This window comes from Shimia sediminis (genome assembly GCF_003990645.1).
Taxonomy (GTDB): Bacteria; Pseudomonadota; Alphaproteobacteria; order Rhodobacterales; family Rhodobacteraceae; genus Shimia; species Shimia sediminis.
The window spans coordinates 32,232-57,524 of record NZ_RYZK01000016.1 but is presented as its reverse complement, the minus strand read 5'-3'; the positions used below and the strand labels follow the sequence as shown (position 1 = coordinate 57,524).

Below are 25,293 nucleotides of genomic sequence, written 5' to 3'. Positions count from 1 at the left end.
TGCAAAAACCATATTTGAGGCTTGACCTTTCTGGCAAGACATTTTTGCATGCGTATGCAATATTGGGCTGGCTGCGGTGATTCAAAATCTGGTTTCCCCTGGGTAAGTCGCTGGAAAATGACGGAAAAACGATGAGTGATATGCAAAAAGAAAAATCACTGGTGCGCCGGTTTTATGCCGCTTTGGACGGTGCCGAGGTCGAGGGACTCCCCGCGGTCATGGCGGAATTCTGCGACTCGGGGCTGAATTGGAAGGGGTATCATCCGTTCAACGAAATCACCGGCCCTGAGGCCGTGGCCACACGGTTTTGGCAACCTTTGCGGCGCAGCCTGACCCGGATGCAGCGGCGTCTGGACGTGTTTATGGCGGGGCAGAACATGTACGACGATCCGGGTGGAGTCTGGGTTGTCTCGATGGGGCATCTGATGGGATTGTTCGACGCGCCGTGGCTGGGCATACGGCCGACGCGCAAGATGGCATTCCTGCGGTATTGTGCCTTTCACCGGGTTGAGGGTGACAAGATCACCGAGACCGCGATGTTCTTTGATATTCCGCATCTGATGATGCAGGCGGGGCTGCAGCCCTTTCCGCCTCAGACGGCGGCGCATCTGGTGCAGCCGGGGCCAAAAACCCATGACGGGCTGATGTTTGACGCGCAGCCTCCGCAAGAGGGGGAAAGGACGTTGGCGGCGATCAATGCCATGGTGTCCGATCTGGGGCAGTGGGCCCTGGGGCTGCCGTTGGAAGAAGAGCTGGCGCGTACGTGGCATGACGACATGATCTGGTGGGGGCCTGCCGGGATCGGGGCGACCTATACGATTGAACGCTACGCCAAGCAGCACTCGGGCCCGTTCCGCGCCGGGTTCACCAACCGCTCGGGGACGGGGCACATCTGCCGTATGGCCGAGGGGCATTTTGGCGGTTTCTTTGGCTGGCCGAATTTCCGGGCCACGCCGACGGGCGGGTTCATGGGCATGCCCGCGACCGACAAAGAGGGGGAGTTTCGGGTGATCGACATCTATCGCCGTGCAGGGGATAAGCTGGCCGAGAACTGGATCTTTATCGACCTGCTGCACTTTTGGAAGTGTCAGGGTGTGGATATTCTGGAGCGGACAACGGGGATCGAATGCCCATGAGGATCGACGCGCATCACCATCTGTGGGACCTGAACGCGGTGCATTATCCGTGGCTGATGGAGGCCGGGGCGGTGCGGTTCTTTGGCGATCCAACGCCGATCCAGCGCGATTTCCTGCTGGATGAGTTTCGCGGGTTGGCGACGGCCGAGGGGTTCGCCGGTTCGGTGCACATTCAGGTTGGGGCAGAGGACGGCTATGCCGAGGCCGCCTGGGTTCAGGCCGTGGCCGAGGCCCATCCGGACTGGCCCATGGCGCAGGTGGTGTTTTGTGACCTGACCTCGGACGATCTGGAGGCGCAGCTGGACCGGTTTCAGGCCTTGTCCACGGTGCGCGGGGTGCGCCAGATTATCGGGCGTGCGCCGGGGGAAGATGCCCGGACGGGCACCAATGCGTTGCTGGATGATCCGAGGTTCTTGCGAGGGTTGCGGATGGCGGGCGCGCGAGGGCTGTCCTTTGACCTGCAGCTTTTGCCGGAGCTGATGGAGAAAACCGCCTCGGTTGTGGCGCAGGCGCCGGATACAGCGGTGGCGCTGTGCCACGCAGGCTCACCGCATGATCGCAGTGCAGAGGGGCTGAAGGCATGGTCGGACAAGCTGGTCAGCATGTCCGACCTACAGAATGTCACGTGCAAGTTGTCGGGGTTGGGCATGTTCGACCACGGCTGGACCGCGGCGCGTATTGCCCCGATCGTCGAGACCTGTCTGGCGCAGTTCGGGGCAGAGCGGTGCATGTTCGGGTCGAATTTCCCGGTGGACAGCCTGTCGTCGGATTACGCGACTTTGGTGGCTGCTTATGAGGCGCTGGTGCCTGAAGCGAACAAGGCGAGCGTATTTGGCGCAACCGCTGCACGGTTCTATCAGATGGCCTGATGCGCGGTGCGTTGAGTCGGATTTGACTGCGCAGTCTCCGATCTCTTCAACAGCTTTCTTTATACATTAGAAACATGCAGCCAATCTGCATGTTTGTTCTGTTTGACTTATGCATTTTTGCGTCCCTATATGAATGCGCATTCATAAACGACTCACGTGGCCGCGCCTGATCTGGTGGCTGGCCCGAGAAAGGGCAGCGCGCCAATGGCGATGACACCAAGAGAGAACTTCAAAGCGGCGATGACCCGGAACAATCCGGAATGGGTGCCGCTGGACATGGGCAAGCACATCGGCTCGATCCACAAGACGCATTATGCAGAGCTAGCGCCGCATCTGAACGGCGTGGCGATGGAGAACGGCGGCGTGATCCTGGACCGGATGGCGCAGACCGTGGTGCCGGATGAGGCGCTGCTGGAGCATTTTAACGTCGATTTCCGCTGGCTGGTGCCGAATTGGGTGCAGGTCAGGGAACGTGACGACATGGCGGATGGCTATATCGACATGTGGGGCGTGCTTTATAAAGGGGCGGACGGCGACCACTATGCGGTGGACAGTCTGGCCAAGGCGCCTCTGGCGGATTGCGAGACAGCCGAGGATGTGCTGAACGCCGATTGCTGGCCGGATCCGGAAGACCCGGCGCAATTTGCCGGGCTGCGGGAGCGCGCCAAAGAGCTTTATGAGACCACGGGTTATGTGCTGGGGGCCGATGCGATCAAGGCGGGGCCGTTGATGTCGGCGCTGCAGATGCGCGGCTATCAGCAGTTTTTCATGGACCTTGTCATCAACCCCGAGCTGTCGGATGCGTTGATGGGCAAGATCACCGACACTCTGTGCCGCATGTGGACGCGGTTCATGGAGGAGGTGGGCGACTATGTGGATATTGCCTATGTCACGGACGATCTGGGCAGCCAGACCTCGTTGCTGATCTCGCCCAAGGTCTATCGCAAGCGGATCAAACCGTTTCACACGCAGTTGCATCAGCACATCAAGGAGGCGGGCAACTGCTATCTGATGATGCACACCGATGGCGCGGTTCTGCCGTTGATCGAAGACCTGATCGAGACGGGGGCGGATATTCTGAACCCGGTGCAGACCTCGACCTCGGGGATGGAGGATACCAGCGTCATCAAGGAAAAGTTCGGCGATCGGCTGGCCTTTCACGGCGCGATGGACGTGCAGCAGATGATGCCCGGCGCGACCCATGAGGAGCTGCGCTGGGAAGTGGCGCGGCGGATGAAGGATCTGGGGAGCGACGGTGGCTATATCATCGCACCCTGTCACAACATCGGCCATGACATCCCGGTGGAAAACACGCTGAAGTTCTTTGAGCTGGTGCGTGAAATGGGGCGCTATCCGTTGGATGTGAATGAGGCGCTGGAGCACAAAGCCTCGTATTTCGAACGGCTGGCGCGGGAGAGCGGGGAATGAGCCCGAATGCCCGGTTTCGCAAGGCGCTGACCCAGCGGGAACAGTTGGTGGGGTGTTTCATCAAGACGCCCCATCCGACGGTGATCGAGGTACTGGGAGATACCGATCTGGATTTCCTTGTGCTGGATGGTGAGCATTCGCCCTTTGACAAGGTGTCAATCAACCTGTGCCTGCTGGCGGCCAAGGCGGTGGGCATACCGGTTTTGATCCGCGTGCCGGATGACAATCCCGCCTTCATTCTGAACGTGCTGGATTGCGGGGCGGCGGGGGTCGTGGTGCCGCATGTGGTCAGCGTGGAACAGGCCGAGCGGTTGGCGCGGTCGATGCGCTATGTGCCCGGTGGGCGCGGAATTGCCGGGACCACGCGGGCCGGGGGGTATGGCGCGAAACCCCTGCCGCAGCATCGCGCGGAAGCAGATGCCGAGGTTTCGCTGATTTGCCAGATTGAGGACCGCGAAGGCGTCGAAAACGCCGACGCCATTGCCGCCGTGGATGGCGTTGATGCGCTGTTCGTGGGGCGGGCTGATCTGACGGTGTCCTATGGGCTGAGCGATTTCAACGACGCGGGCATTGCCGCCAAGGCTGCTGATGTTCTGGGCGCCAAGGGGGCCGCAACGGGCCTGTTCGTGGCCCCGTGCGAAGACATGGGACCATGGCGCGACAAGGGCGCGAGTTTCTACCTGAGCGGCTCTGACCATTCTTTTTTATTCGCGGGCGCCAAAGTGCTGGCCGCGCGCAAACCTGACTGAGGAGACAGCAAAATGTCCGATCTTCTGACCCCCGATTATGCCAAGAACATCCGCCTGATTGGGCATTCCGATCAGGGGGGCCGCGCCGACGGGATCCAGATCATGGTGTCCGGCGGCTATGCCTATGTCGGCCACGTGTTCAACAACGGCTTTTCCATCATCGACGTGCGGGACCCGAAGAACCCGCGCTTTGTGAAACACATGCCGCAACCCGAGGGCACATGGAGCCAGCATATCCAGACCCATGGCGATATCATGATCGTCAACAACATGTGCGACATGCTCAAGGTCGAAACCTCGGGCGCATTTGATCCGGGTGAGTATTACAAGGGGTCCGTGGCCGACAAGGTCGACTTTGCCGGGGAAAAGCCGTGGTCAGCGGGGATGCGGGTCTATGACATCTCGGACCGCGAGAACCCGCGCGAGATTGCGTTTCTGGATGTGCCGGGGCTGGGCGTGCACCGGACATTCTGGGATGGCGGCGATTGGGTTTACATCTCGGCGCTGCCTCCGGGGTTTTCAGACGACATTTTCATGATCGTGGACTTCAGGAATCCGGAAAAGCCGGAAGTGGTCTCGAAACTGTGGAAAGAGGGCATGAACACCGCTGCCGGTGAAAAACCGTGGTGGGATCCGAAGTATCGCTATGCGCTGCACCATGCGATCATCAAGGGTGATCTGGGCGCGGCAGCCTGGCGCGATGGGGGCATGTCGCTGATCGACGTGTCGGATCGCTACAATCCCAAATTCATCAGCCATGACAACCCGTGCCCGCCTTTTGCCGGGCATACACACAATACGCTGCCCTTGCTGGATCGCGGGTTGCTGTTCGTGGTCGAGGAATCACAAGCCGACAATTGCGAAGACGGGATCAAGCGCAACTGGGTCTATGACATCTCGGTGCCGGAGAACCCCGTGACGATTGCCACGACCCTGCCGCCGAACGAGGTGGATTACAAAAACAAGGGTGGCCAGTTCGGGCCGCATAACGTGCATGAGAACCGGTCCGAAGGGTTCCAGAGCGAAGAGTTGATGTTCGTGAGTTATCAGAATGCCGGTTTGCGGGTGTACGATATCTCGAACCCGTTCCGACCCGAAGAGGTCGCCGCCTGCGTGCCGCCTGCTCCGAAAAAGCTGATGGATTATCGCCCGAACCGGCCAGTGGTGGTGGATACAACGGACGTTTATGTCGACAAGCAGGGGCTGATTTACACCACCGACATGAACGCTGGTCTCTACATCATGGAAATGGACGGTCTGTGATGACGAGGCTGGTGATCGCGGGGAAAATTCACGCCGACGGCATGGCCCTGTTGCGGGCTGAGCCGGGGCTGGAGATCGAGGTTTTCGAAGATCCGGGCGCGGCGCTGCCGATGGAGAGCCTGTCGGCGGCGGATGCCTTGCTGATCCGCTATGGGGTCATCACGCCCGAGATGGCCGAAGAGATGCCCAAGCTGCGCGTTGTCTCGCGGCACGGGGTGGGCTGTGACAACCTGCCAACGGCGGACCTCGGCGCGCGGGGCGTGCCGGTGACGATCGTGGGGCCGGTGAATGCCGTCAGCGTGGCCGAACAGGTGCTGGCGATGATGATGGCGCTGACCAAGAAGATCATTCCGGCGGATGCGGCGGTGCGCGCAGGCAATTGGAATTATCGCAGCACTGTTGCCATGAGTGAATTAAAGGACAAAGCCCTGCTGTTGCTGGGGTTTGGCCGGATTGGCCGCGAGGTGGCGCAACGGGCCGCCGCCTTTGGCATGGCTGTGCAGGTGTTTGACCCCTTTGTGAGTGCTGATGCCGTGCGCGACGCTGGATACGAGCCGGTTGCGGATTGGCGGGCGGCGCTGGGTGCGGTGGATGCCCTGAGCCTGCATTTGCCTGCGACGCCTGACACCATGGGGCTGATCGGGGCCAATGAGCTGGCCGCGATGAAGCCGACGGCGATCCTGATCAATGCCGCGCGGGGTGGATTAGTGGACGAGGACGCTCTGGCCGGGGCGCTGCAAGGGCATCTGGCCCGAGGGGGGGCAGGGTTGGACTGTCTGCTGGCCGAGCCGCCGGATGTCAGCCATCCGCTGTTTTCCCTGCCAAATGTCGTGTTCAGCCCGCATTCCGCGGCGCTGAGTGCCGAGTCGACGCGCGCCATGGGGGTGGTGGCAGCACAGAACATTTTGGCGGGTCTGAAGGGTGAACTGGACCCGGGGCTGATCTTTAACGCCACGGCACTGACTGAGGCCGGGTATGCGTTATGAGATCCCCACCGAGGGGCGCATCCCGTTCCTCGACATGACGATCCCGATCCACTGGGAGAACCACGCAATACTGATGTTCGCGATCTGGTTTGTGCTGGTGCCCGCGGCGGTGGCTTTTTTGCGGTTTGGCAAGATCGCACCGCGGCTGTATGGCATCCCGCGCGGGACACCAAAACTGGGTTGGGCTGAATTGCCCTGGACCTTGCACAAATGGTCGCTTTATGGCGCGATTGGCCTGTCGCTTGCGGGCGCGGGCTTTGCCATGATCCTGAGCGGCGGGTTCTCTGGCACGCTGCATTCGTACTTTGGGGCGGCGACGATCACGTTGGGTGTCTTGCAAGGGGTTTCGGCGTGGTTTCGCGGTTCTCACGGGGGCCGCAAGGCGATGGACCGAGACCCCGAGGATCGCAGCACCTGGGGCGGGGACCACTTTGACATGGCGCCGCAGCGCTGGTGGTTTGAGGCCTGGCACAAGACGTCTGGATACTTTGCGCTGTTCTGTGCAGGTGGCGCAGTGGCCACCGGGCTGTCACACTTCTGGATGCCGGGAATAGCCGTTGCATTTGGGCTGATCATCCTAGGGGGGCTGATCGGCGCCGTTATTTTGCAGGGGCGGGGGCATCATCATGACACCTATGCCTCGGTCTACGGGTATCACCCCGAGAATCCTTTCAACAAACGCCGCTACAATAAGATGATCGAGGCGCAGGCCGAGAAGCCCTAGAGGCGCACGGTAAGGCCAAGCAACGTGTTGAGGGGCTGAAAACACCCGGTGTCGGTGACCTGAACGCCGGGGTTGTCGCGGTCGAAAACCCCAAGCAGGGCCTGCACCTTGGCGGGGTCCCAGATCTTTTGCTGACCGCAAAGGTCGCTGGCCTGAACCGAGATGCGTTTCAGGCGCGCGCCGGGGGCGGCCTGTCGTTGCAGGCGGTGGGCGTGGCGCCCAAGAGCAAAGAGTGTCTCGTTGCCCAGATCGCTTTGGATGTGGTGCGCGCCGTAGTCGCGATCCAGCCAGTCAAAAGCGTCTGTCTGAGCGTAGCCGAGGGTGACAAGATAGAGCGTGACCGTGCCGCCCTGATGCACCAATTGCACTAGCTCAGGGTCTGTGAGGTCAACGCGGCCCGCAATGCGCACGCAATCCTGAAGAGGCTCGGCGTGGGCCGGTTTCAGGACAATGACAGGGGCAGAGAGCGCGGAAATGCACGCCCGCGCCTGGGTCAGCCAGTCGCGCAGGCCCGCCGCGCGATTGCCGCCACGCGCCAGCAGTTTGGCGTATTGTTTCTGCCGTTCCAATCGCGGCAGAGCCGTCTCAAGCAGCCCTGCGGCCGGTACGTCATACCGGCGCGCCAATGGCTGAGAGAGATCAAGGCTCATGCGCGTGGCACCGGTCAGTTGGCCAGGCCAAGGGCCCGTTTGACGGCGCCAACCGCGCCGGGGGCGTCCTCGCCAAAGGCATCGGCACCAATCGCATCTGCGTAAGACTGCGTGATGACGGCCCCGCCAATGACCACTTTGACGTTTTTGCCGGCTTCTTTCAGGTGCTCTACAACCTTGACCATCTGCGGTTTTGTCGTGGTCAAAAGCGCGCTGAGGCAGATCACGGAGTTGCCGCGGTCGGCGGCGGCGGCAAAGTCTTCGTTGGCAACGTCGACGCCAAGGTCTTCGACCTCAAAGCCAGCGCCCTTGAGCATCATCACGACAAGGTTCTTGCCGATATCGTGCAAGTCACCTTTGACGCTGCCGATGCAGACCTTGGCGACGGGTTCGTGGTCGGTCTGGGCCAGAATGGGTTCGATGATGTCGATGCCGCCCTGCATGGCGCGCGCGGCGACCAGCATTTCGGGGACAAAGACTTCGCCCGCCGAGAATTGCTCGCCCACGTCCGCCATTGCGGGGATCATCGCGTCATTCAGGAGCTTGCCAAGGTCTTCGCCAGCGTCACGCGCCTTGGTCACAAGCTCAACAACGGTTTCACGGTCGCCATCACAGATGGCTTCGAACAGGTCGTCCTTTTCCTCTTCAGTCAGCATAGATGGGTTCCTTGTTGCCGATTCTATCATTAGTGAATGCGCATGCAATATTCATGAATGAAGCACCCAGGTCAAGCAAAGAGTCCGTGCTGTACACCTATTTCAGCGGCACCTGACCAGGATGAGCTTCTTTGAACGTGGCCGGGCGCCAAGTTGCACATCTTCTTTTCAAGGGACATCGGTTCCACTAGATTGCGCGAAATCAGTGCGATGAACGAGCAGGGCAGGAATGGCGAAACGGTCAATCACATCTTATGACGTGGCCAAGGCTGCGGGGGTGTCCCAATCTGCCGTCAGCCGTGCGTTTTCGCCCGGCGCTCCGATTTCAAAAAAGAAACGGCAGCTTATTCTGAACGTCGCCAAGGACCTTGGGTATCAACCCAATGCCATCGCGCGCAGCATGTCGACTGCCCGCAAGGATACGCATCAAAGATCCGGCATGGTCGGGGTCATTGTAACCCGGCTTCAAGATCCGTTTTTTGCTCAGACCATTGCCGATTTCAGTCGTCTAATTCAGGCGCAAGGCTGGCAAATGCTGCTGTTTACCGTAGACGGCGAAGGCGACGTGAACACGGCACTGAACACTTTGATGCAATACAAAATCGACGGAGTTGTGATCCTATCAGCGATCCTGAGTGAGCAGATGGCCAAGGTTTGCCGGGCGCAGGGTATTCCGGTAATGTTGTATAACCGCAGTGTTGAGGGGTTGGATGTCAACCATGTCCAAATCCACAACCACGATGGTGGCAGATTGGCTGCGGATTTCTTGGTTGAGGCCGGGCATCGACGTATTGCCTTCATTGGCGGTGAAGATGGTGATGCAACTTCAGCAGCGCGTGAAGCAGGATTCGTGGAGCGATTGGCCGAGGCCGGGTTATCGTTGTTTTCTCGTGAAAGTGGAAACTATACGTTCGAAGGCGGTGCAGAGGCAGCCCTGAGGCTATTTTCACGCTCCGAGCGCCCGGACGCCGTATTCTGTGCAAGCGACGTTATGGCATTGGGGGTAATGCATGCGGCGCGCACTGAAATGGGATTAGAAATCCCAGACGACTTTTCCCTGATTGGCTTTGATGACATTCCCGCAGCGGGATGGCCGGGGCATGGTTTGACGACTATTCGCCAACCGGTGGGACGTATGATTAGCGAAGCGGTGGAATGTCTGGTCAGCAACATGAGGGATACTTCGCTTGCACCGTCAAAGCAGAGGTTTGAGGGTCAATTAATATTACGAAAGACAGTAAAACGGGCACAGCCGGGCTGAAACACGACCGCTGCATTAATAGGCTCTATGCGCAGACGACCGGATGGGTTTAGACAGGCTGTAGTTGCGAACAGTGCCGCCACATGGCCGCTTTCGAACCTGTTGCGCCGCTTCTGGACGAGATGGGTGATACAGACAAAATGCGGATCATCGCGCCGATTGATACAACCGATTCAACAGAGGCTCAGGATCAAAAAGGTGTTTGAACATGATCCCCTCCTTTCATCGCAGTTCAATGAGAGGAGGACACGCGGGAGGAAGCAAAAAACGTGCCCCCCTCGCAATTGATGTCGGCATCACCGGTGACGTTTACAAAACACGATCCTTCACATCACCGTCGGCAGCACGCGATCCCGCAATGCGATCAGGATACCCGGGAAATGTGGCAAAATCTGGGCAGGGCTCATGCCCATACAGGTGTCGCCTCTGCAACAACTTGCGCCCGCGACCTTTCCAACCCTGTGGGATTGTGCTGAATTGCCAGCGGCACATGACATCCGAGGCAGCAGATGAGCGCAGCACATAACCCCCAAAAGGCCCTGGTCTATTGCGCTGACCTAAACGTACTGCCCTTTGCGCTGTTTTCTGCCCAAAACGCCGCGTTGCATGCGCCGGATCGGAACTATGATATCCTGATCTGCTCACTTGATCCCCTGGACATCCCCAAGGCCTTTCTGACGCTGGGCATCCGCAACCACGTGCTGGATTTACGAGATCAGATTGCGAGCCTCAACCTTGCCGAAAAATGGCTTCCGGAAACCGCCTTTCTGCGCATGTTCCTGTCACAGGAACTGGGGGACACCTACGATCGAATTCTGTACCTCGATTGCGACACCAATGTGGTGAATGAGGGCATTTTCCGCCTATTTAGTCTCGATTTTGCCCCGCATCCCGTGGCCGCAGTACGCGACGTGGCGCAATGGTACCGCCTCTCTCGCAGAGTAATGGATTTCAAGGCGCGCGGCATTTCGGGCCAGACCTGTTTCAACTCCGGCATGCAGCTGGTGGACACCGCGCGCTATCGCGAAATGGGATGCCTGGAAAAGATGCTTGCCGTGCACAAGGACCCACGCCCAACCGAACAAAATGACCAGTCGCTCTTCAACCTTGGCCTGATGGGTCACATTGCAGAGCTGCACCCGAACTGGAACTGGCAATGGACCCACAAAGAGCCCTATCTCTCGGCTCTGGCTTCACCCAATATTGTGCATTATGTCGGCTGGATCAAACCGTGGAGCGACCAGGTGTTTACCCGTACAAACTATTCCTATGAACTCTACAACCGCTATCGCCGCTTCATCGCGCGTCACTTCCCCGACCGGCTCGCGGACTTCTCCGCGCTCGACAAACCGCGCCGCAATTGGCTACGATCCGTCGGTCACATGAGCGTGCAAGTTGGCCCCGCACTGTCGCTCTATCGCAACCTCCGCCGCTTCAAATCGGAACTGGACGTGCTCAGATGACCCGCGCCTGGCAACGCATGCTCTCGGGGCGTCGGCTCGACCTCCTCGACCCGACCCCGATGGACATCGAGATCGAAGACATCGCGCATGGCCTGGCCTTCGTGGCGCGCTGGAACGGACAAACCCACGGAGATTTCGCCTATTCCGTCGCCGAACACTCGCTGCTGGTCGAAGACCTCTTCACGCGCCTCAATCCCGGTGTCGCTGCCAAATGGCGGCTGGCCGCCCTGTTGCACGATGCCCCGGAATACGTGATTGGCGACATGATCTCTCCCGTCAAATCCTCGGTCGGGCCGGGTTACGAGGCCCTGGACGAACGCCTTGCCGCCGCGATCCACATACGTTTTGGCCTGCCCGCCACCACACCCGCACCGATCAAGAAGCAGATCAAAAAGGCCGACCGCATCAGCGCCTGGATGGAGGCCGTGGAAATCGCCGGCTTTTCCGAGGCCGAGGCCAACAAGTTCTTCGGCAAACCCGACCGCGCCACGATCCGCGACCTGCACATCCGCCTGCGCCCGCCAGTCGAGGTCCGAAACGATTTCACCGCGCGACACGATGCGCTGCTGAAAGAGATCGAATGAGCCTGAGCATTCATTCTGGCGCTACGATGCATCTTGGCCCAGCCACCGACCTTTTGAACAAGATCATCGAAATCGGCGGCACCACGGCCCTCACCAGCCCCCTATCTCGCGGAGCCCTCGGTGACTGGCTGAATGCCAACCCAGAAAAATCGGCCTGGCATGTGGCTATTGCGGATGATGGCATGCTTCTCGGCTTCCAATGGATCGGCCCCTATCAACCCGGCCTCCCGCCCGAGGCCTGCGACATCGCCACCTTTGTCAAAGCCGGCCAAACCGGTCTTGGCGTCGGCTCGCGCCTGTTCGAGGCCACGAAGCAGGCCGCGCTTGATCTCGGGTACGACTGGATCAACGCCAACATCCGCGCCGACAACACCGGGGGGCTGATCTACTACCAAAGCCGCGGCTTTCGCGATTGGGACAGGATAGACGCCGCGATGCTTTCTGACGGCACCACCGTCAGCAAAATTCTGAAGCGCTATGATCTCAAGGACTGACCACACCCTTCGTATTGCCAAAAATACTCCCGCCGGAGGCACCGGCACTCTCAACCGGAGACTCCGGCTAAGGTTTTGTCAACACAGGTAAATCAATCGGGCACCGACAAAATACCGACGTTAAACCGACACGATACTGACGTGGGTTTTTGAGGGTTGCGGCCAGACCTTAACGCGGCGAGCGCTTGGCCAAAATCCGCTGCAAAGTCCGGCGATGCATGTTCAACCGCCGCGCCGTTTCCGACACGTTGCGATCACACAACTCATAGACTCGCTGGATGTGCTCCCAACGCACCCGATCCGCGCTCATCGGGTTTTCCGGTGGCGGTGGAAGTTCATCATCGGCGCTGAGCAGGGCATTCATGATGTCCTGCGCATCCGCAGGTTTTGACAGATAGTCCGTGGCCCCGATCTTGACCGCGGCAACCGCGGTGGCAATCGCACCGTACCCGGTCAGAACCACCACCCGGCAATCCTCGCGCTTTTCGCGCAGCACTTCGACAACATCCAATCCGTTGCCATCTTCGAGCCGCAGATCAACAACGGCATAGGCGGGTGTGCGTGCGGTTGCGATGGCTCTGCCAGCGGCGACGGATCCGGCGGTTTCAACCTCGAAACCGCGCTTTTCCATGGCCTTGGCCAGGCGTCGCAAAAAGGGCTCGTCGTCGTCCACCAAAAGCAGCGTCTTGTCCGGCCCTATTTCCTGCAAGTTGCTGTCTGCCATGGTTGTCCCTTTCGCGATTTCTTCAAGTTTTAGCTTGCGATGGCGGTAGGGTCAAACATCGTCAGGGCTTTATGTGTTTTCCATGAAACACTGAATGCGATCAGCCATTTGTTCTGGTGTTTCATCGCGCTTGAAGAAGTCGACAAATCCGGTCTCGGGGAACACCAGGTAGGAATAGGTCGAGTGATCCACCAGATAGTACTCGGGATCGCCGTCTTCCTGTTTCTTATAGTAGGTGCGGTAGGCTTGGCTCGCCGCTTTGACCTGCTCCGGCGTGCCGGTCAGACCCACCATGCGGGGGTGCATGACGTCGGTCCAGTCCTTGAGCACCTCCGGGGTGTCGCGGGCGGGGTCGATCGAGATAAAGACCGGCTGCACGGACAGGCCGCGCTCTTTCAGAACATCCACTGCCTCGGCATTGCGCGACGTGTCCATCGGGCAGACATCGGGACAGAAAGTATAGCCGAAATAGACAATCGACGGCTCGGTGAAGATGTCCTTGTCTGTCACTGCCTTGCCGTCTTCATCGACCAGCTCGAACGGTCCGCCAATAGCCGAAGCACCGCCGGCCACAGCCCCGGCACGACATTGCGCCAGCGGGTCATCTCCGCCGCGCGACATGTACCACATCCCGCCCAGCGCCCCGAAAGCGATGACTATAGCAATGATTGCGAAATTCCGGACCATATCGGCATCCACCCAAGGCTGTTGTTGCGTGATCTCTGTCCGACACCTAACAATTGTCAGCGGCAGGACAAGGGACAAAGACGCGCAGATGTCGGATTTTTCAGCAGAATTGATTTCAGGCCGGGGGCGCAGCAATTGGATTCGTCTGCGCACGATAATTCTTGTCCGTTGGATTGCAATTGTGGGCCAGGTCATTGCCCTGATCGTGGCACAGCAGGTCTTTCAGCTCGAGCTGGAGTACGGGCTTTGTTACCTCGCGGTCGGAATCTCGGTGATCGGCAACCTGATTTCGATGTTCGTTTTCCCCGAAAACAAGCTGCTTTCCGAAAGCGAGAACGCTTTCATGATTCTGTTCGACCTGTTGCAGCTGTCTTTCCTCCTGTTCCTGACAGGCGGGCTGCACAACCCGTTTTCGATCCTCGTTGTCGGACCGGTGACCATTTCGGCCTCGGTGCTTTCTGTGCGCTCGACTGCAATCCTTGCGGCAACAGCCATTGTTTTGGTCACGTTGATGCTGGAGTTTCACATGCCGCTGCGTATGGAGCAGCGGTTCATCCTGCGTATGCCCGACGTGTTCCTATACGGATCATGGGTCGCCATCGTCATCGCAATCCTGTTTTCGTCGGTGTACTCACGTCGAGTGGTTTCCGAGATGTCGTCCATGTCCGAAGCCCTGGCCGCCACGCAGATGGCACTGGCGCGGGAACAGAAACTGACGGATCTCGGCGGCGTTGTCGCGGCGGCAGCGCATGAACTGGGAACACCGCTGGCGACGATAAAGCTGACCAGTGCGGAACTGATGGACGAACTTGAAGATCGCAAGGATCTTTATGAAGACGCCGCGTTGATACGGGCACAAGCGGATCGCTGTCGCGAAATCCTTCGATCTATGGGGCGAGCAGGCAAGGATGATCTGCACCTGCGCACGGCGCCCTTGACGGCCGTGGTTGCCGAGGCTGCAGAGCCGCATTTGGATCGTGGCAAAGAGGTGCTGTTTGAAATTGCTGCCGGGCAGGATGCGGCGGATCGCCCGCCAACCATCATGCGACGCCCCGAAGTGATTCACGGACTTCGAAACCTGATCCAGAATGCTGTCGATTTTTCGCGGAGCAGCGTTTGGATAGAATCCTCGTGGTCAGATGAGGCCATTGTTTTGCGGATCATGGATGACGGGCGGGGATACCCCTCTCATTTGATTGGCCGCATTGGGGACCCTTTTGTGCGCAAGCGTCGCAGTGAACGCGATCGCAAACAACGGCCGGGATACGAAGGCATGGGGCTGGGGCTGTTCATCGCCAAGACTCTTTTGGAACGCAGTGGCGCCGAGCTGAGTTTTGCCAATGGCTCGGACGGCAGTCCGCAAAGCACTGATGGGCCCAGACCATCGGGCGCCATCGTGGAAGTTTCCTGGCCCAGAGAAGAAATAGCGCTTGCTCCGGATACGGCACTTGGGCCTCTGGGTTTAAATCCTCAATTTCCGACCTGAACCGAAAGGACCGCAAAGATCGTTAACGGACCGTTAACACTCTCGCCCAAGAATAGCGGGGGTCAAGAATTGAAGGATGCCGTTTCATGGTCATTGCACAGTATGTGCTCATCGCATGTCTAAGCCTTGTTTTGGCAGGTGGATTGATCTGGGTTACAGATCGGATATCAAGAAAACCCGCACAGCAATCTGAGATTTGGCTTTCTGAGCCCGCGTCGGTTCTGCTGTATCAGTCGGGCGTTCTGTTGGACGCAAACAGTGCCGGACGTGCCTTGTTGCGGGCCAAAGGTGACAGTAAAGGCGACTGGAGCTTTGTTTCCGAATACCTATCCAAGAGGTTTCCGGGCTTCCCTTCGTTTCAAGTCAATGTTGAGTCGGAAGAGTCCAAGACATTTTCGGCAGGCGATCCCGACGATGGATCCATTGTCGTGCTGGAACAGTGGGATGACATGGCGCGCATCACCCTGCAGCACATCGGCGTTCAAGAGACACCATCAAGCGCTGGAACCACGCGGATCAATCCGGTTCTGGACGACGCCCCGTACCCGATCTGGCAAAGTGACGAGTCGGGTCAGGTCACCTGGGCCAATTCGGCCTATCTGGATTTGGCCACACGTATGGACCTCGCAATTGAAGAATCCGCGCTTCCCCGGGTGTTTGAAACTTATCCCGGCCCGAACCTTCCCAAGCCAACGCGAACTGCGGTGACAAATTCCGACAGAACCCAAAGCTATTGGTTTGACGTGTCCAGCATCAAGCGCGCCGGACAGTACACGCACTATGCCACCGATGCGAATGCCATCGTAAACGCAGAAATCGCCCAGCGAAATTTTGTGCAAACCCTGACAAAAACCTTTGCTCAGCTGTCGATTGGGTTGGCAATCTTTGATCGCAATCGCCAGCTTGCCCTGTTCAATCCCGCGCTGATTGACCTGACGGCTTTGCCTGCAGATTTCCTGTCCTCCAGACCCAATCTGATGACATTTTTTGATCGGATGCGAGAGAACCGGATGATGCCAGAGCCACGCAACTATGCCTCGTGGCGCGAACATCTGGCTGAGGTGGTCGTTGCTGCCTCTGATGACAGGTATACTGAAACGTGGTCGTTGCCTTCGGGCGTGACCTATCGTGTTGTCGGTCGGCCACATCCCGACGGTGCGACCGCGTTTTTGTTTGAGGACATTAGTGCCGAGGTTTCGCTGGCCCGTCGCTTTCGGGCCGATCTGGAGCTTGGCTTTTCTGCTTTGGATACTGTTCGCGAGGGTGTCGCGGTATTTTCGCCCTCGGGCAAACTTGGGTTTTGCAACGCCGTGTTTCGCGACTTGTGGGATATTGAACCCGAACTCAGCATCACGGAATACACCCTTCAGGAAGCACTGCATCACTGGCGGACTCACAGCGAAAAGAGCGATCTTTGGGAGCGGCTGCGCCATCACGTTCTGGATCTGAATCCACGTGAGAACTGGGAACGGGACCTGTTGCTGGTCTCTGGTAAGAGGATAACGGTTCGGGTTGTTTCGCTGAACGGGGGCTTCACCTCGATATTGTTTGCGGAATCTGAGGCGAAAAAAGACTCTCAAGACACGTTGGAAATGATGGCGGGCTAGTGGCTTCCGGCTTGCAGGGCGTGATGGGCGGTGTAATCTCTGCCCATGGTCGCAAATCAGCTAGATCTTATCCTGTCTTCTTCCGAAGAAACCGCAGCACTTGCCCAGCGCCTGGCGCCGCACCTGGCGGCTGGGGATGTTCTGTTATTGGAAGGGGATATTGGCGCCGGTAAGACCCACTTTGTCCGCAGCCTGATCCAGTCGCTTTTGGTGGTGCCCGAGGATGTGCCCTCACCAACCTTTACTCTTGTTCAGGTTTATGAGGCAGCTGGGTTTGATATCTGGCACGTCGATCTTTATCGCCTGACGTCGCCCGATGACGTAGTTGAACTCGGGCTTGTCGAAGCATTCGATGATGCACTGTGTCTGGTGGAATGGCCCGATCGGCTGGCGGAACTGGCCCCTGAAGAGGCGTTGACCCTGCGCCTGACAATGACCGACCAACCGGGGGTACGTCATCTGACCCTCAGCGCCACATCCTCGCGGTGGACCGCACTGTTGAGTGACCTTGCCAATGACTAGGCGCGCTCATGAAATTGATCTGTTTCTGGCTGGGTCGGGCTGGCACGACGCCAAGAAGCACGCTTTGGCCGGAGACGCCTCAAACAGGCGCTATCTGCGGCTTTCAAAAGGTGCACAATCGGCTGTTTTGATGGACGCTCCGCCGTCGTTCGGCGAAGATGTGCGGCCCTTCGTGCGCATCGCCAACTGGCTACGACAGGCAGGGTTTTCTGCCCCAGAAATCTACTATGCGGACGAAGCTCAAGGGTTCTTGCTGCTAGAAGACCTGGGCGACGACCTGATCGCCCGCGTTGTCGAGGCTGACGATAGGCAAGAGCAAAGCCTCTACGGCATCGCAACAGATGTTCTGGCAGAGCTGCATGCGACGCCTGCTCCTGATTTGATCCGTTATACACCCGACATGATGGCGGACATGATTGCGCCGGTCTTTGATTGGTACCTAATGGGGTGTGGACAGGACGGCACCGTTAAGAATGAGTTCATGGGCCGGTTTCGGGGTATTCTCGACAAGTACTGCAGCGAAACCGACGTCGTGATCCTGCGGGACTATCACGCCGAGAATCTGTTGTGGCTGCCGTCGCGCACAGGGGTCGCCGGGGTTGGTCTGCTTGATTTTCAGGACGCGCTTTTGGGTCACCGCGCTTATGATCTGGTTTCTTTGTTGCACGACATTCGCCGTGACGTGTCGCAAGAAACCGAGCAGAACATGATACGCCGGTACCTTGATCGGACAGGGCTGGAGCAAACCTCGTTTGAAGCCGCCTTCCATGCGCTGGGCGTGCAAAGGAACCTGCGTATCATGGGGGTCTTTACGCGGCTTTGTTTGTATGCCGGAAAGCCACACTACATCGACTACTTGCCGCGTGTTTGGCGATTGATCCTGCGCGAGCTTGAACATCCGGCGCTTGATTCAATCCGGCAAATGGCCCTGGATCATTTGCCGGAACCCACACCCGCCCTCATCAGGAAACTCAAGAACCAATGTGCGACGATCCCAACGCCATAATGATGTTTGCGGCCGGGTTTGGCACGCGCATGGGCGCATTGACCAAGGACCGGCCCAAACCGCTGATCGAGGTCGCGGGCAAAACGCTGCTTGACCACTCTCTGGATCTTGCACGCGAGATCTCGCCCAATGCAATCGTCGTGAACACCCATTACTTCGCTGACCAGATTGCCGCCCATCTGTCGGGAACCGAGGCGGTGCTGTCTAACGAAAGCCCTGATGTTCTGGAAACCGGCGGCGGCCTCAGGCATGCACTGCCTTTGCTGGGCAGGGGGCCGGTTTTTACCACCAACACAGATGCCATCTGGAAGGGTCCAAACCCTTTTTCCATGCTTCGTGACGCATGGCAGCCGGACGAGATGGACGCACTTTTGCTATGCATTCCGCGCGATCATGCCATTGGACACAAGGGAAATGGCGACTTTCTGATTGATAATGATAATCGCCTAACTCGCGGCCCCGGAGTCATTTACAGCGGTGTTCAAATTCTGCGCACCGAGCGGCTGGAACACATCCAGGACGGGGCCTTTTCGCTGAATCTTGTGTGGACAGAGATGGCAAAAGACAGGCGGCTTTTTGGCCTGTCATACCCAGGTAAATGGTGTGATGTGGGTACTCCTGACGGCATTGATCTTGCCGAAGATATGCTAGAGGACCGCGATGTTTGAGCCGTGGCCCACCCCTCGGGTTTTTGCCTTGCCGCCCGGCGTTGATTTCCCCAAAGCGCTGGTCGCTGGGCTGATCTCGCGTACCAAAGGTTGCCCCCCTGATGCCCTGGCCCGCGCGCAGCTGATCGTGAACACCAGCCGGATGGAGCGCCGCGTGCGCAGCTTGTTTGACGCGGGCCCCGCGAGGTTGCTGCCCCACATCTCTCTGTTGTCAAACCTAGGCGCACAACACGTTGCTGCCACCGTGCCGCCAGCCATTTCGCCGCTGCGCAAACGGTTCGAGCTGACGCAGCTCATTGCTCGTCTGCTTGATCAGCAACCGGATCTGGCCGCGCGTGCAACGCTTTTTGATCTGGCTGACAGTCTGGCAACCCTGATGGATGAAATGGCAGGTGAAGGCGTGTCTCCGGACGCGATCGACGCCCTGGATGTGTCAGATCAATCCGGACATTGGGAACGCGCCAAGACGTTTTTTTCAATTGCCCGGCATTTTCTGGAGGACGTTGATGAGCGCCCCGATGCGGAAACCCGTCAGCGCCGGGTTGTCGAGACCCTGTCCGAAACGTGGCGGACAAATCCTCCTCAGCATCCCATCATCCTCGCCGGGTCCACCGGGTCGCGCGGCACAACGCTGATGTTGATGAAGGCCGTCGCGCGTTTGCCGCAAGGCGCCATCATCCTGCCGGGGTTTGACACCAACATGCCGCGCGGGACCTGGGACACCTTGGGCGATGCGCTCACCGCCGAAGACCATCCGCAATTTCGGTTCCAAAAGCTCATGGACTCGCTTGGGATCACTCCGGATGACATCCAACTCTGGACCGATGACCAACCCCCGAGCACCGAACGCAATGCGCTGGTGTCACTTGCCCTGCGTCCCGCACCTGTCACGGATCAATGGCTGAGCGAGGGGCCAAAGCTGGCAAACCTGACAGGCGCGACCCGTGGAGTGACGTTGATCGAGGCGCAATCGATGAGGGAAGAGGCGCTGGCCATCGCGCTGCGCTTGCGCAAGGCGGTCGAAGATGGCCAAACGGCTGCGCTGATCACGCCGGATCGCATGTTGACGCGTCAAGTCACAGCCGCTCTGGACCGTTGGAGAATTGTGCCAGACGACAGTGCGGGGACGCCTTTGCAGTTGAGCCCGCCGGGTCGGTTTCTGTTGCATGTCGCGGCGCTGTTTCATCGCAAGCTGACAGCCGAGATGCTGCTGACCCTTTTGAAACATCCTTTGTGCCACAGCGGGATTGACCGCAACGCGCACCTGTTAAACACCCGAGAACTCGAACTCATGATGCGCCGCAAGGGGATGACGTATCCCGAGCCAGAGGCCATGAAGGCGTGGGGTAAGTCGCAAGAAAAAGTGCCCACCGAATGGGTCGAGTGGGTCATCAGGCACTTTTTTGGAAAGCGTTTGGATGGGAAGACATCTCTTTCAAGACAACTGGATACGCATATAGCGTTGGCAGAAACACTTGCCGCCGGGCCCTCTGATGGAACTGGCGGTCTTTGGGACGAGGCCGCAGGACGCAAGGCCGCCGAAGTCGTTGCAGATTTGCGGCTGAATGCCAGTTATGCCGGGGATATGACCGCCGTCGACTATGCCGATCTGATCGGGGCTGTGCTTGCCCGAAACGAGGTGCGCGACCGGGATCAGGGCCATCCCGGTGTCTTGATCTGGGGCACATTGGAGGCACGGGTTCAAGGCGCTGATCTGGTGATCCTGGGCGGTCTCAACGAAGGCAGCTGGCCCGAAGCGCCCGCGCCTGACCCCTGGCTTAACCGGAAAATGCGACATGACGCCGGTTTGCTTTTGCCAGAGCGTCGTATCGGCCTGTCTGCGCATGACTTTCAACAGGCCGTCGCAGCGCCCGAAGTCTGGGTGACCCGGTCAGTCCGGTCTGATGAGGCCGAAACGGTGCCCTCTCGCTGGATAAACAGGTTGATGAACCTGCTCGACGGCCTACCAGCGCAGGGCGGCAATCAGGCATTGGCAGACATGCGCGCGCGTGGGGGCGAATGGCTGAACCTCGTCAGGGCGGTCGAACATGTGGAGCCGGTCACTCCCAACACCCGGCCATCGCCGCGCCCGCCGGAAAATGCGCGGCTGTCCCGGCTTTCGGTGACCCAGGTTAAACGTCTGATCCGGGATCCATACGCAGTCTATGCCCGGGAAATCCTTCGTCTCAAACCTCTCGACAGCCTGATGAAAACGCCGGATGCCTTGTTGCGCGGTATCGCCGTGCACGATGTCTTGGAACAGTTCATTCAGGATGTCGAGGCAGACGAACGCAATTTGAACAGAGATCATCTTTTGTCTGTGTCAGAGACTATTCTTGCCCAAAAGGTGCCTTGGCCCACGGCACGTGCGTTGTGGGCAGCGCGTCTTGATCGTACCGCTGAACATTTCATCTCCGGAGAGCAGAAACGCCGCGAGAACGCAAAGCCGACAGCTTTTGAGCGTGAGGCGAGCATCACAATTCCTGACCTCGGGTTTCAGCTCGTTGGGAAAGCCGACCGGATCGACAGGACCGAGACAGGCGCGCTGGTGATCTATGATTACAAGACCGGAAACCCACCTTCGAAAGACGAACAGACCTACTTTGACAAGCAATTGTTGCTAGAAGCCGCGATGGCAGAGAAGGGCGGATTTCGCGATATCGACCCGGCAGACGTGGTCGCAGCGATCTATATCGGGTTGGGGGCTTCGCCCAGAGATGTCGCAGCCCCGCTTGAGGAAACACCCGCCGGTCAGGTTTGGGCCGAATTCCTTCAGCTGATTGCCCATTACGCCGATACCTCGCACGGGTTCACCGCGCGGCGCGCCATGCAAAGCGATCGGGACGTGGGGGACTATGATCAGCTCGCCAGATTTGGTGAATGGGATGTCACGGATGCCCCAATCCCGGAGGATCTGACATGATCTTGCGGGATGACGCCTCGGAACGGCAGGTTCAGGCCGCGCGACCCAAGGAAAGCACATGGCTGTCAGCAAATGCGGGATCGGGCAAAACGCGCGTGCTGACAGACCGCGTTGCGCGGTTGTTGCTGGAAGGGGTGCTGCCCCAGCATATCCTCTGCCTGACCTACACCAAGGCCGCTGCCAGCGAGATGCAGAACCGGCTGTTCAAACGGCTTGGCGCCTGGGCGATGAAGGGCGATCCCGAATTGCGGCAGGAGCTGGCGGCGCTTGGGGTCGATCAGAACCTTGATCCCGAACTCTTGCGAAATGCCCGCACGCTCTTTGCACGGGCGATTGAAACGCCCGGTGGGTTGAAGATCCAGACAATCCACTCGTTTTGTTCATCCTTGCTGCGGCGCTTTCCGCTGGAAGCCGGGGTTTCTCCGCTTTTTGCCGAAATGGAGGACCGGGCGTCAGCGCTGCTGCGCGACGACATTGTCACGGACATGGCAGAGGGCGAGGATGCCCCGCTGATCAAGCAACTCGCGTCGCAATTCACGGGCGAAAACCTCGAAGATCTGACCGCCGAAGTCGTACGGAATCGCGAGCTGTTTGAAAACAGCCGCTCGGCGCGGCAGATGCTGGAACAGCTCGGGCAATCTCCGGACCTGACCGAAGCCGCACTCGAGGCCCAGGTGTTCCTGGGTGGTGAAGACGTATTGATTGCCAGCCTTGTCACCGCTTTGCGGGATGGAGGGGTCAATGACAAAAAGGCGGCCGAAAAGCTTTTCAGTATGTCAGAACTCGGATTCGGTTCGCTCGCCGAACTGGAAGAGGTTTTTCTGACGGGTGAAAAAGCAAAAGAGCCATTTTCAGCCAAGTTAGGGTCTATTCCTTCCAAGGCCGCACAAAAGAAACATCCCCATATTGCAGAGCAGATTGCGCCGCTCATGCTACGTGTGCAAGACGCCCGCGAGGCACGGTTGGCGCTGATTGGGGCCCGCCGATCCGAGGTGCTATCCCACTTTGGGCACCGCTTTCTGCACCACTACGAAGCGCGCAAACAGCAACAGGGCTTGCTTGATTTTGATGACCTCATTCTCCGCGCCCGCGCCTTGTTGAACGACTCCGCCGTGGCGGAATGGGTTCTTTACAGGCTGGATGGTGGCATAGACCACATCCTTGTTGATGAGGCCCAGGACACCAGCCCGGCGCAGTGGCAGGTGATTGAGCGTCTTGCCCAGGAGTTCACCAGCGGTCAGGGCGCTCGCGGCGAGATTGATCGCACGATTTTTGTTGTCGGCGACAAAAAGCAATCAATCTACAGCTTTCAAGGGGCTGATCCGGCCGAGTTTGATCGTATGCAAGCAGAGTTTGCCCAGCGACTTGAACCGACGGGCAGGCCACTCAACCAGCTTGAGTTGGAATATTCCTTTCGGTCGTCTGCCGCGATCCTGCGGTTGGTTGATGAGACCCTCAAAGGCGCAATGAAAACGGGCGTTCAGCCAGGCTCTGAACACAAGGCCTTTCACGAAGACATGCCGGGCCGGGTGGACCTCTGGCCGCTGGTAGAAGCTGCGACAAAACCAGAGAAAGACGCCTGGTACAAACCGGTTGATCGTCTGGGCGAGACGCATCACACGGTTGTCCTGGCAAATCGTGTTGCTGACGAAATTGCGCGCCTTATCACTGAAAAACAGACTATTCCGGCGGAAAAAGACCCAAGTGGGGTCTTTTCTCAGCGTCCGGTGCGCGCCGGGGATTTTCTGGTTCTGGTGCAGCGTCGTTCGGATTTGTTTCACGAGATCATTCGGGCCTGCAAGGCGCGGAACCTTCCTATTGCCGGGGCGGATCGGCTCAAGGTCGGGGCCGAGCTGGCCGTGCGGGACCTTGGCGCGCTCCTGTCGTTTCTCGCAACGCCCGAGGACAGCCTGTCCTTGGCGACGGTTCTGCGGTCCCCCTTGTTTGGGTGGAATGAACAGCAACTTTTTGACCTGGCCCACCGACGGCAGTCTCCTTTGTTGTGGCACGCTTTGCGAGAACGCAAGGCAGAGTTCCCCACCACCATGGCCGTCATTGCGGACCTCATGGCGCAGTCCGATTTTTTGCGGCCCTATGATTTGATTGAACGGGTTCTGACGCGCCATGACGGGCGGCGGCACCTGTTGGCGCGGCTGGGTAAAGAGGCCGAGGATGGCATCAACGCACTGCTGAGCCAGGCTTTGGCCTATGAACGCAGCGCGGTGCCCAGCCTGACCGGCTTTTTGATCTGGATGGAAACCGACGACCTAGAGATCAAGCGCCAGATGGACAGTGCGGGGGATCAGATCAGGGTCATGACGGTGCATGGGTCCAAGGGGCTCGAGGCGCCGATCGTGATCCTGCCCGATACGGGCCGCCGTCTGATCCGGAATGACAGCCAAATTGTCGAGCATGACGGCGAAGCCCTGTGGAGCATGCCGCCGGGGGCCAGCCCAAGCGCGCTAAAGGCGGCGCGCGAGGCGCGTGCGGACACGATACGGGCGGAACGCCAGCGGTTGCTCTACGTGGCGATGACGCGGGCCGAGAAATGGTTGATGGTCGCGGCGGCGGGTGATTTGGGCAAGGACGGACAAAGCTGGTACGACACCGTTCGCGATGGGCTGGTGCATTTGGGCGCCGAACAACACGACCTGCCGGGCGGGCAGGGGTTGCGATATTCGCTTGGGGATTGGTCCGGCCCCGTGAAGGATAGCGTTGCCTCGGCAGACAAAGAAACCGTTGAAGTTCAGGGGTTTATAACCGAAATTGCCGCGAAACCAGAGGCCAGAACCACGACGCTTAGCCCGTCTGATCTGGGCGGGGCCAAGGCGCTGCCCAGCGACACGGGGCGCGATGAGGAAACGGCAAAGCGGTATGGAAATCAGGTCCATGTGTTGTTGGAGCATTTGCCAAACCATCCCAGGTCGCAATGGCCCCAGATCACGCAGACCATGCTGTCGCCCCTTGGCGGTGGCCCACAAGAGCAGGCCGACGCCCTGGCCGAAGCAACCCGCGTTCTGGAGGCACCGGAGCTTGCGTTTCTGTTCGCGTCAGACACCCTGGCCGAGGTTTCCGTGACCGCGGACCTTGGGGCACATCGGATGCACGGGATCATTGATCGCCTTGTCATTTCCGAAGACCGTGTGATGATCGTGGACTTTAAAACCAACGCCGGAGTTCCCGGCACGCCAGAGAAAACACCTGACGGTTTGCTGCGCCAGATGGGGGCCTATGCCCATGCGATTTCAGAGGTTTACCCAGAGCATCGCATTGAAACCGCCATTCTCTGGACCAATACGGCGACGCTTATGGTGGTGCCACACGATCTTGTGACAAAAGCGCTGGCAGATACAGGATACCTTGACGTTCCCGGGGTCGCTTCATAGGTTCGCACGGAACAAACCACT

The 25,293-nt window shown here is 58.9% G+C and carries 23 protein-coding genes; 19 read left to right on the top strand and 4 right to left on the bottom strand.

Annotated elements, in window-relative coordinates; all coding sequences use genetic code 11:
* Positions 1 to 131 precede the first annotated feature (131 nt).
* The 7 genes from EK369_RS20500 to EK369_RS20470 all read left to right on the top strand — a co-directional run bounded on the left by EK369_RS20500 (position 132) and on the right by EK369_RS20470 (position 7,155).
* A complete protein-coding gene (locus EK369_RS20500) occupies positions 132 to 1,136 on the top strand; it encodes a nuclear transport factor 2 family protein (RefSeq protein ID WP_127116144.1) in 1,005 nt (334 codons plus the stop codon).
* Positions 1,133 to 2,005, top strand: a complete 873-nt coding sequence (locus EK369_RS20495) for an amidohydrolase family protein (protein WP_127116153.1) — start codon at positions 1,133 to 1,135, stop codon at positions 2,003 to 2,005. The genes EK369_RS20500 and EK369_RS20495 overlap by 4 nt, the downstream gene beginning before the upstream one ends.
* Positions 2,006 to 2,209: 204 nt before the next feature.
* Entirely contained in the window at positions 2,210 to 3,433 is a 1,224-nt protein-coding gene (locus tag EK369_RS20490; protein WP_127116143.1) for a uroporphyrinogen decarboxylase family protein, read from the top strand.
* The gene (locus EK369_RS20485) at positions 3,430 to 4,182 is read left to right on the top strand and encodes an HpcH/HpaI aldolase family protein (RefSeq protein WP_127116142.1); all 753 of its coding nucleotides are present in this window, start codon (positions 3,430 to 3,432) and stop codon (positions 4,180 to 4,182) included. The genes EK369_RS20490 and EK369_RS20485 overlap by 4 nt, the downstream gene beginning before the upstream one ends.
* 12 nt (positions 4,183 to 4,194) lie before the next feature.
* Entirely contained in the window at positions 4,195 to 5,445 is a 1,251-nt protein-coding gene (locus EK369_RS20480) for an LVIVD repeat-containing protein (protein ID WP_127116141.1), read from the top strand.
* Positions 5,445 to 6,431: a hydroxyacid dehydrogenase gene (locus EK369_RS20475; RefSeq protein WP_127116140.1), complete on the top strand. Its 987-nt coding sequence runs from the start codon at positions 5,445 to 5,447 to the stop codon at positions 6,429 to 6,431. Before EK369_RS20480 ends, EK369_RS20475 begins: the two co-directional genes overlap by 1 nt.
* Positions 6,421 to 7,155 (top strand): cytochrome b family protein, encoded by a 735-nt coding sequence (locus EK369_RS20470; RefSeq protein ID WP_127116139.1) that lies wholly within the window; start codon positions 6,421 to 6,423, stop codon positions 7,153 to 7,155. Before EK369_RS20475 ends, EK369_RS20470 begins: the two co-directional genes overlap by 11 nt.
* On the opposite strand, the gene EK369_RS20465 is transcribed toward EK369_RS20470, so the two are convergent.
* Both EK369_RS20465 and EK369_RS20460 read right to left on the bottom strand, forming a co-directional pair.
* A complete protein-coding gene (locus tag EK369_RS20465; RefSeq protein WP_127116138.1) occupies positions 7,152 to 7,805 on the bottom strand; it encodes a hypothetical protein in 654 nt (217 codons plus the stop codon). The two genes, EK369_RS20470 and EK369_RS20465, sit on opposite strands and share 4 nt — an antisense overlap.
* 14 nt (positions 7,806 to 7,819) lie before the next feature.
* The gene (locus EK369_RS20460; protein ID WP_127116137.1) at positions 7,820 to 8,461 is read right to left on the bottom strand and encodes a cobalamin B12-binding domain-containing protein; all 642 of its coding nucleotides are present in this window, start codon (positions 8,459 to 8,461) and stop codon (positions 7,820 to 7,822) included.
* Between the two features lie 229 nt (positions 8,462 to 8,690).
* Here EK369_RS20460 and EK369_RS20455 point away from each other — a divergent pair, with 229 nt between their 5' ends.
* The 5 genes from EK369_RS20455 (at position 8,691) to EK369_RS20440 (ending at position 12,263) form a co-directional block, all read left to right on the top strand.
* A complete protein-coding gene (locus EK369_RS20455) occupies positions 8,691 to 9,722 on the top strand; it encodes a LacI family DNA-binding transcriptional regulator (RefSeq protein ID WP_127116136.1) in 1,032 nt (343 codons plus the stop codon).
* Positions 9,723 to 9,805: 83 nt separating this feature from the next.
* Positions 9,806 to 9,928, top strand: a complete 123-nt coding sequence (locus tag EK369_RS22330; protein ID WP_268920625.1) for a hypothetical protein — start codon at positions 9,806 to 9,808, stop codon at positions 9,926 to 9,928.
* 303 nt (positions 9,929 to 10,231) lie between these two features.
* Positions 10,232 to 11,185, top strand: coding sequence for a glycosyltransferase family 8 protein (locus tag EK369_RS20450; protein ID WP_127116135.1), 954 nt, complete (start codon positions 10,232 to 10,234; stop codon positions 11,183 to 11,185).
* Positions 11,182 to 11,769 carry an HD domain-containing protein gene (locus tag EK369_RS20445; protein ID WP_127116134.1) on the top strand — a complete coding sequence of 196 codons (588 nt, stop codon included), beginning with the start codon at positions 11,182 to 11,184 and terminating at the stop codon, positions 11,767 to 11,769. The genes EK369_RS20450 and EK369_RS20445 overlap by 4 nt, the downstream gene beginning before the upstream one ends.
* Positions 11,766 to 12,263 carry a GNAT family N-acetyltransferase gene (locus tag EK369_RS20440; RefSeq protein ID WP_235871499.1) on the top strand — a complete coding sequence of 166 codons (498 nt, stop codon included), beginning with the start codon at positions 11,766 to 11,768 and terminating at the stop codon, positions 12,261 to 12,263. The genes EK369_RS20445 and EK369_RS20440 overlap by 4 nt, the downstream gene beginning before the upstream one ends.
* A 169-nt stretch (positions 12,264 to 12,432) precedes the next feature.
* Here the strand turns inward: EK369_RS20440 and EK369_RS20435 are convergent, their stop codons facing one another.
* Both EK369_RS20435 and EK369_RS20430 read right to left on the bottom strand, forming a co-directional pair.
* Complete coding sequence (locus EK369_RS20435; RefSeq protein ID WP_127116133.1) at positions 12,433 to 12,987, bottom strand: ActR/PrrA/RegA family redox response regulator transcription factor; 555 nt, start codon at positions 12,985 to 12,987, stop codon at positions 12,433 to 12,435.
* 69 nt (positions 12,988 to 13,056) lie between these two features.
* Positions 13,057 to 13,674 (bottom strand): SCO family protein, encoded by a 618-nt coding sequence (locus EK369_RS20430; protein WP_127116132.1) that lies wholly within the window; start codon positions 13,672 to 13,674, stop codon positions 13,057 to 13,059.
* A gap of 88 nt (positions 13,675 to 13,762) precedes the next feature.
* On the opposite strand from EK369_RS20430, the gene regB reads away from it, so the two are divergent.
* From regB to addA, 7 genes are all read left to right on the top strand, one after another.
* Positions 13,763 to 15,160 (top strand): sensor histidine kinase RegB, encoded by a 1,398-nt coding sequence (gene regB, locus EK369_RS20425; protein ID WP_127116131.1) that lies wholly within the window; start codon positions 13,763 to 13,765, stop codon positions 15,158 to 15,160.
* 86 nt (positions 15,161 to 15,246) lie between these two features.
* A complete protein-coding gene (locus EK369_RS20420; protein ID WP_127116130.1) occupies positions 15,247 to 16,767 on the top strand; it encodes a PAS-domain containing protein in 1,521 nt (506 codons plus the stop codon).
* 45 nt (positions 16,768 to 16,812) lie between these two features.
* On the top strand, positions 16,813 to 17,289 hold the full coding sequence (gene tsaE, locus EK369_RS20415) for a tRNA (adenosine(37)-N6)-threonylcarbamoyltransferase complex ATPase subunit type 1 TsaE (protein ID WP_127116129.1): 477 nt from the start codon (positions 16,813 to 16,815) through the stop codon (positions 17,287 to 17,289).
* Positions 17,282 to 18,295, top strand: coding sequence for an aminoglycoside phosphotransferase family protein (locus EK369_RS20410; protein ID WP_127116128.1), 1,014 nt, complete (start codon positions 17,282 to 17,284; stop codon positions 18,293 to 18,295). The genes tsaE and EK369_RS20410 overlap by 8 nt, the downstream gene beginning before the upstream one ends.
* On the top strand, positions 18,271 to 18,963 hold the full coding sequence (locus EK369_RS20405) for a nucleotidyltransferase family protein (protein ID WP_127116127.1): 693 nt from the start codon (positions 18,271 to 18,273) through the stop codon (positions 18,961 to 18,963). Before EK369_RS20410 ends, EK369_RS20405 begins: the two co-directional genes overlap by 25 nt.
* A complete protein-coding gene (gene addB / locus EK369_RS20400; RefSeq protein WP_127116126.1) occupies positions 18,956 to 21,886 on the top strand; it encodes a double-strand break repair protein AddB in 2,931 nt (976 codons plus the stop codon). The genes EK369_RS20405 and addB overlap by 8 nt, the downstream gene beginning before the upstream one ends.
* The gene (gene addA, locus EK369_RS20395; protein WP_127116125.1) at positions 21,883 to 25,272 is read left to right on the top strand and encodes a double-strand break repair helicase AddA; all 3,390 of its coding nucleotides are present in this window, start codon (positions 21,883 to 21,885) and stop codon (positions 25,270 to 25,272) included. The genes addB and addA overlap by 4 nt, the downstream gene beginning before the upstream one ends.
* The last annotated feature ends 21 nt before the right edge of the window (positions 25,273 to 25,293 follow it).

What these genes read in the sequence shown, in the direction of transcription:
- EK369_RS20445 (WP_127116134.1), top strand. Translation starts at nt 11,182, where the DNA reads ATGACCCGCGCCTGGCAACGCATGCTCTCGGGGCGTCGGCTCGACCTC.
- EK369_RS20495 (WP_127116153.1), top strand. Translation starts at nt 1,133, where the DNA reads ATGAGGATCGACGCGCATCACCATCTGTGGGACCTGAACGCGGTGCAT.
- EK369_RS20405 (WP_127116127.1), top strand. Translation starts at nt 18,271, where the DNA reads ATGTGCGACGATCCCAACGCCATAATGATGTTTGCGGCCGGGTTTGGC.
- EK369_RS20410 (WP_127116128.1), top strand. Translation starts at nt 17,282, where the DNA reads ATGACTAGGCGCGCTCATGAAATTGATCTGTTTCTGGCTGGGTCGGGC.
- tsaE (WP_127116129.1), top strand. Translation starts at nt 16,813, where the DNA reads ATGGTCGCAAATCAGCTAGATCTTATCCTGTCTTCTTCCGAAGAAACC.
- EK369_RS20450 (WP_127116135.1), top strand. Translation starts at nt 10,232, where the DNA reads ATGAGCGCAGCACATAACCCCCAAAAGGCCCTGGTCTATTGCGCTGAC.
- EK369_RS20430 (WP_127116132.1), bottom strand. Translation starts at nt 13,674, where the DNA reads ATGGTCCGGAATTTCGCAATCATTGCTATAGTCATCGCTTTCGGGGCG.
- EK369_RS20475 (WP_127116140.1), top strand. Translation starts at nt 5,445, where the DNA reads ATGACGAGGCTGGTGATCGCGGGGAAAATTCACGCCGACGGCATGGCC.
- regB (WP_127116131.1), top strand. Translation starts at nt 13,763, where the DNA reads ATGTCGGATTTTTCAGCAGAATTGATTTCAGGCCGGGGGCGCAGCAAT.
- addB (WP_127116126.1), top strand. Translation starts at nt 18,956, where the DNA reads ATGTTTGAGCCGTGGCCCACCCCTCGGGTTTTTGCCTTGCCGCCCGGC.
- EK369_RS20470 (WP_127116139.1), top strand. Translation starts at nt 6,421, where the DNA reads ATGCGTTATGAGATCCCCACCGAGGGGCGCATCCCGTTCCTCGACATG.
- EK369_RS20500 (WP_127116144.1), top strand. Translation starts at nt 132, where the DNA reads ATGAGTGATATGCAAAAAGAAAAATCACTGGTGCGCCGGTTTTATGCC.
- EK369_RS20485 (WP_127116142.1), top strand. Translation starts at nt 3,430, where the DNA reads ATGAGCCCGAATGCCCGGTTTCGCAAGGCGCTGACCCAGCGGGAACAG.
- EK369_RS20435 (WP_127116133.1), bottom strand. Translation starts at nt 12,987, where the DNA reads ATGGCAGACAGCAACTTGCAGGAAATAGGGCCGGACAAGACGCTGCTT.
- addA (WP_127116125.1), top strand. Translation starts at nt 21,883, where the DNA reads ATGATCTTGCGGGATGACGCCTCGGAACGGCAGGTTCAGGCCGCGCGA.
- EK369_RS20460 (WP_127116137.1), bottom strand. Translation starts at nt 8,461, where the DNA reads ATGCTGACTGAAGAGGAAAAGGACGACCTGTTCGAAGCCATCTGTGAT.
- EK369_RS22330 (WP_268920625.1), top strand. Translation starts at nt 9,806, where the DNA reads ATGGCCGCTTTCGAACCTGTTGCGCCGCTTCTGGACGAGATGGGTGAT.
- EK369_RS20465 (WP_127116138.1), bottom strand. Translation starts at nt 7,805, where the DNA reads ATGAGCCTTGATCTCTCTCAGCCATTGGCGCGCCGGTATGACGTACCG.
- EK369_RS20420 (WP_127116130.1), top strand. Translation starts at nt 15,247, where the DNA reads ATGGTCATTGCACAGTATGTGCTCATCGCATGTCTAAGCCTTGTTTTG.
- EK369_RS20455 (WP_127116136.1), top strand. Translation starts at nt 8,691, where the DNA reads ATGGCGAAACGGTCAATCACATCTTATGACGTGGCCAAGGCTGCGGGG.
- EK369_RS20480 (WP_127116141.1), top strand. Translation starts at nt 4,195, where the DNA reads ATGTCCGATCTTCTGACCCCCGATTATGCCAAGAACATCCGCCTGATT.
- EK369_RS20440 (WP_235871499.1), top strand. Translation starts at nt 11,766, where the DNA reads ATGAGCCTGAGCATTCATTCTGGCGCTACGATGCATCTTGGCCCAGCC.
- EK369_RS20490 (WP_127116143.1), top strand. Translation starts at nt 2,210, where the DNA reads ATGGCGATGACACCAAGAGAGAACTTCAAAGCGGCGATGACCCGGAAC.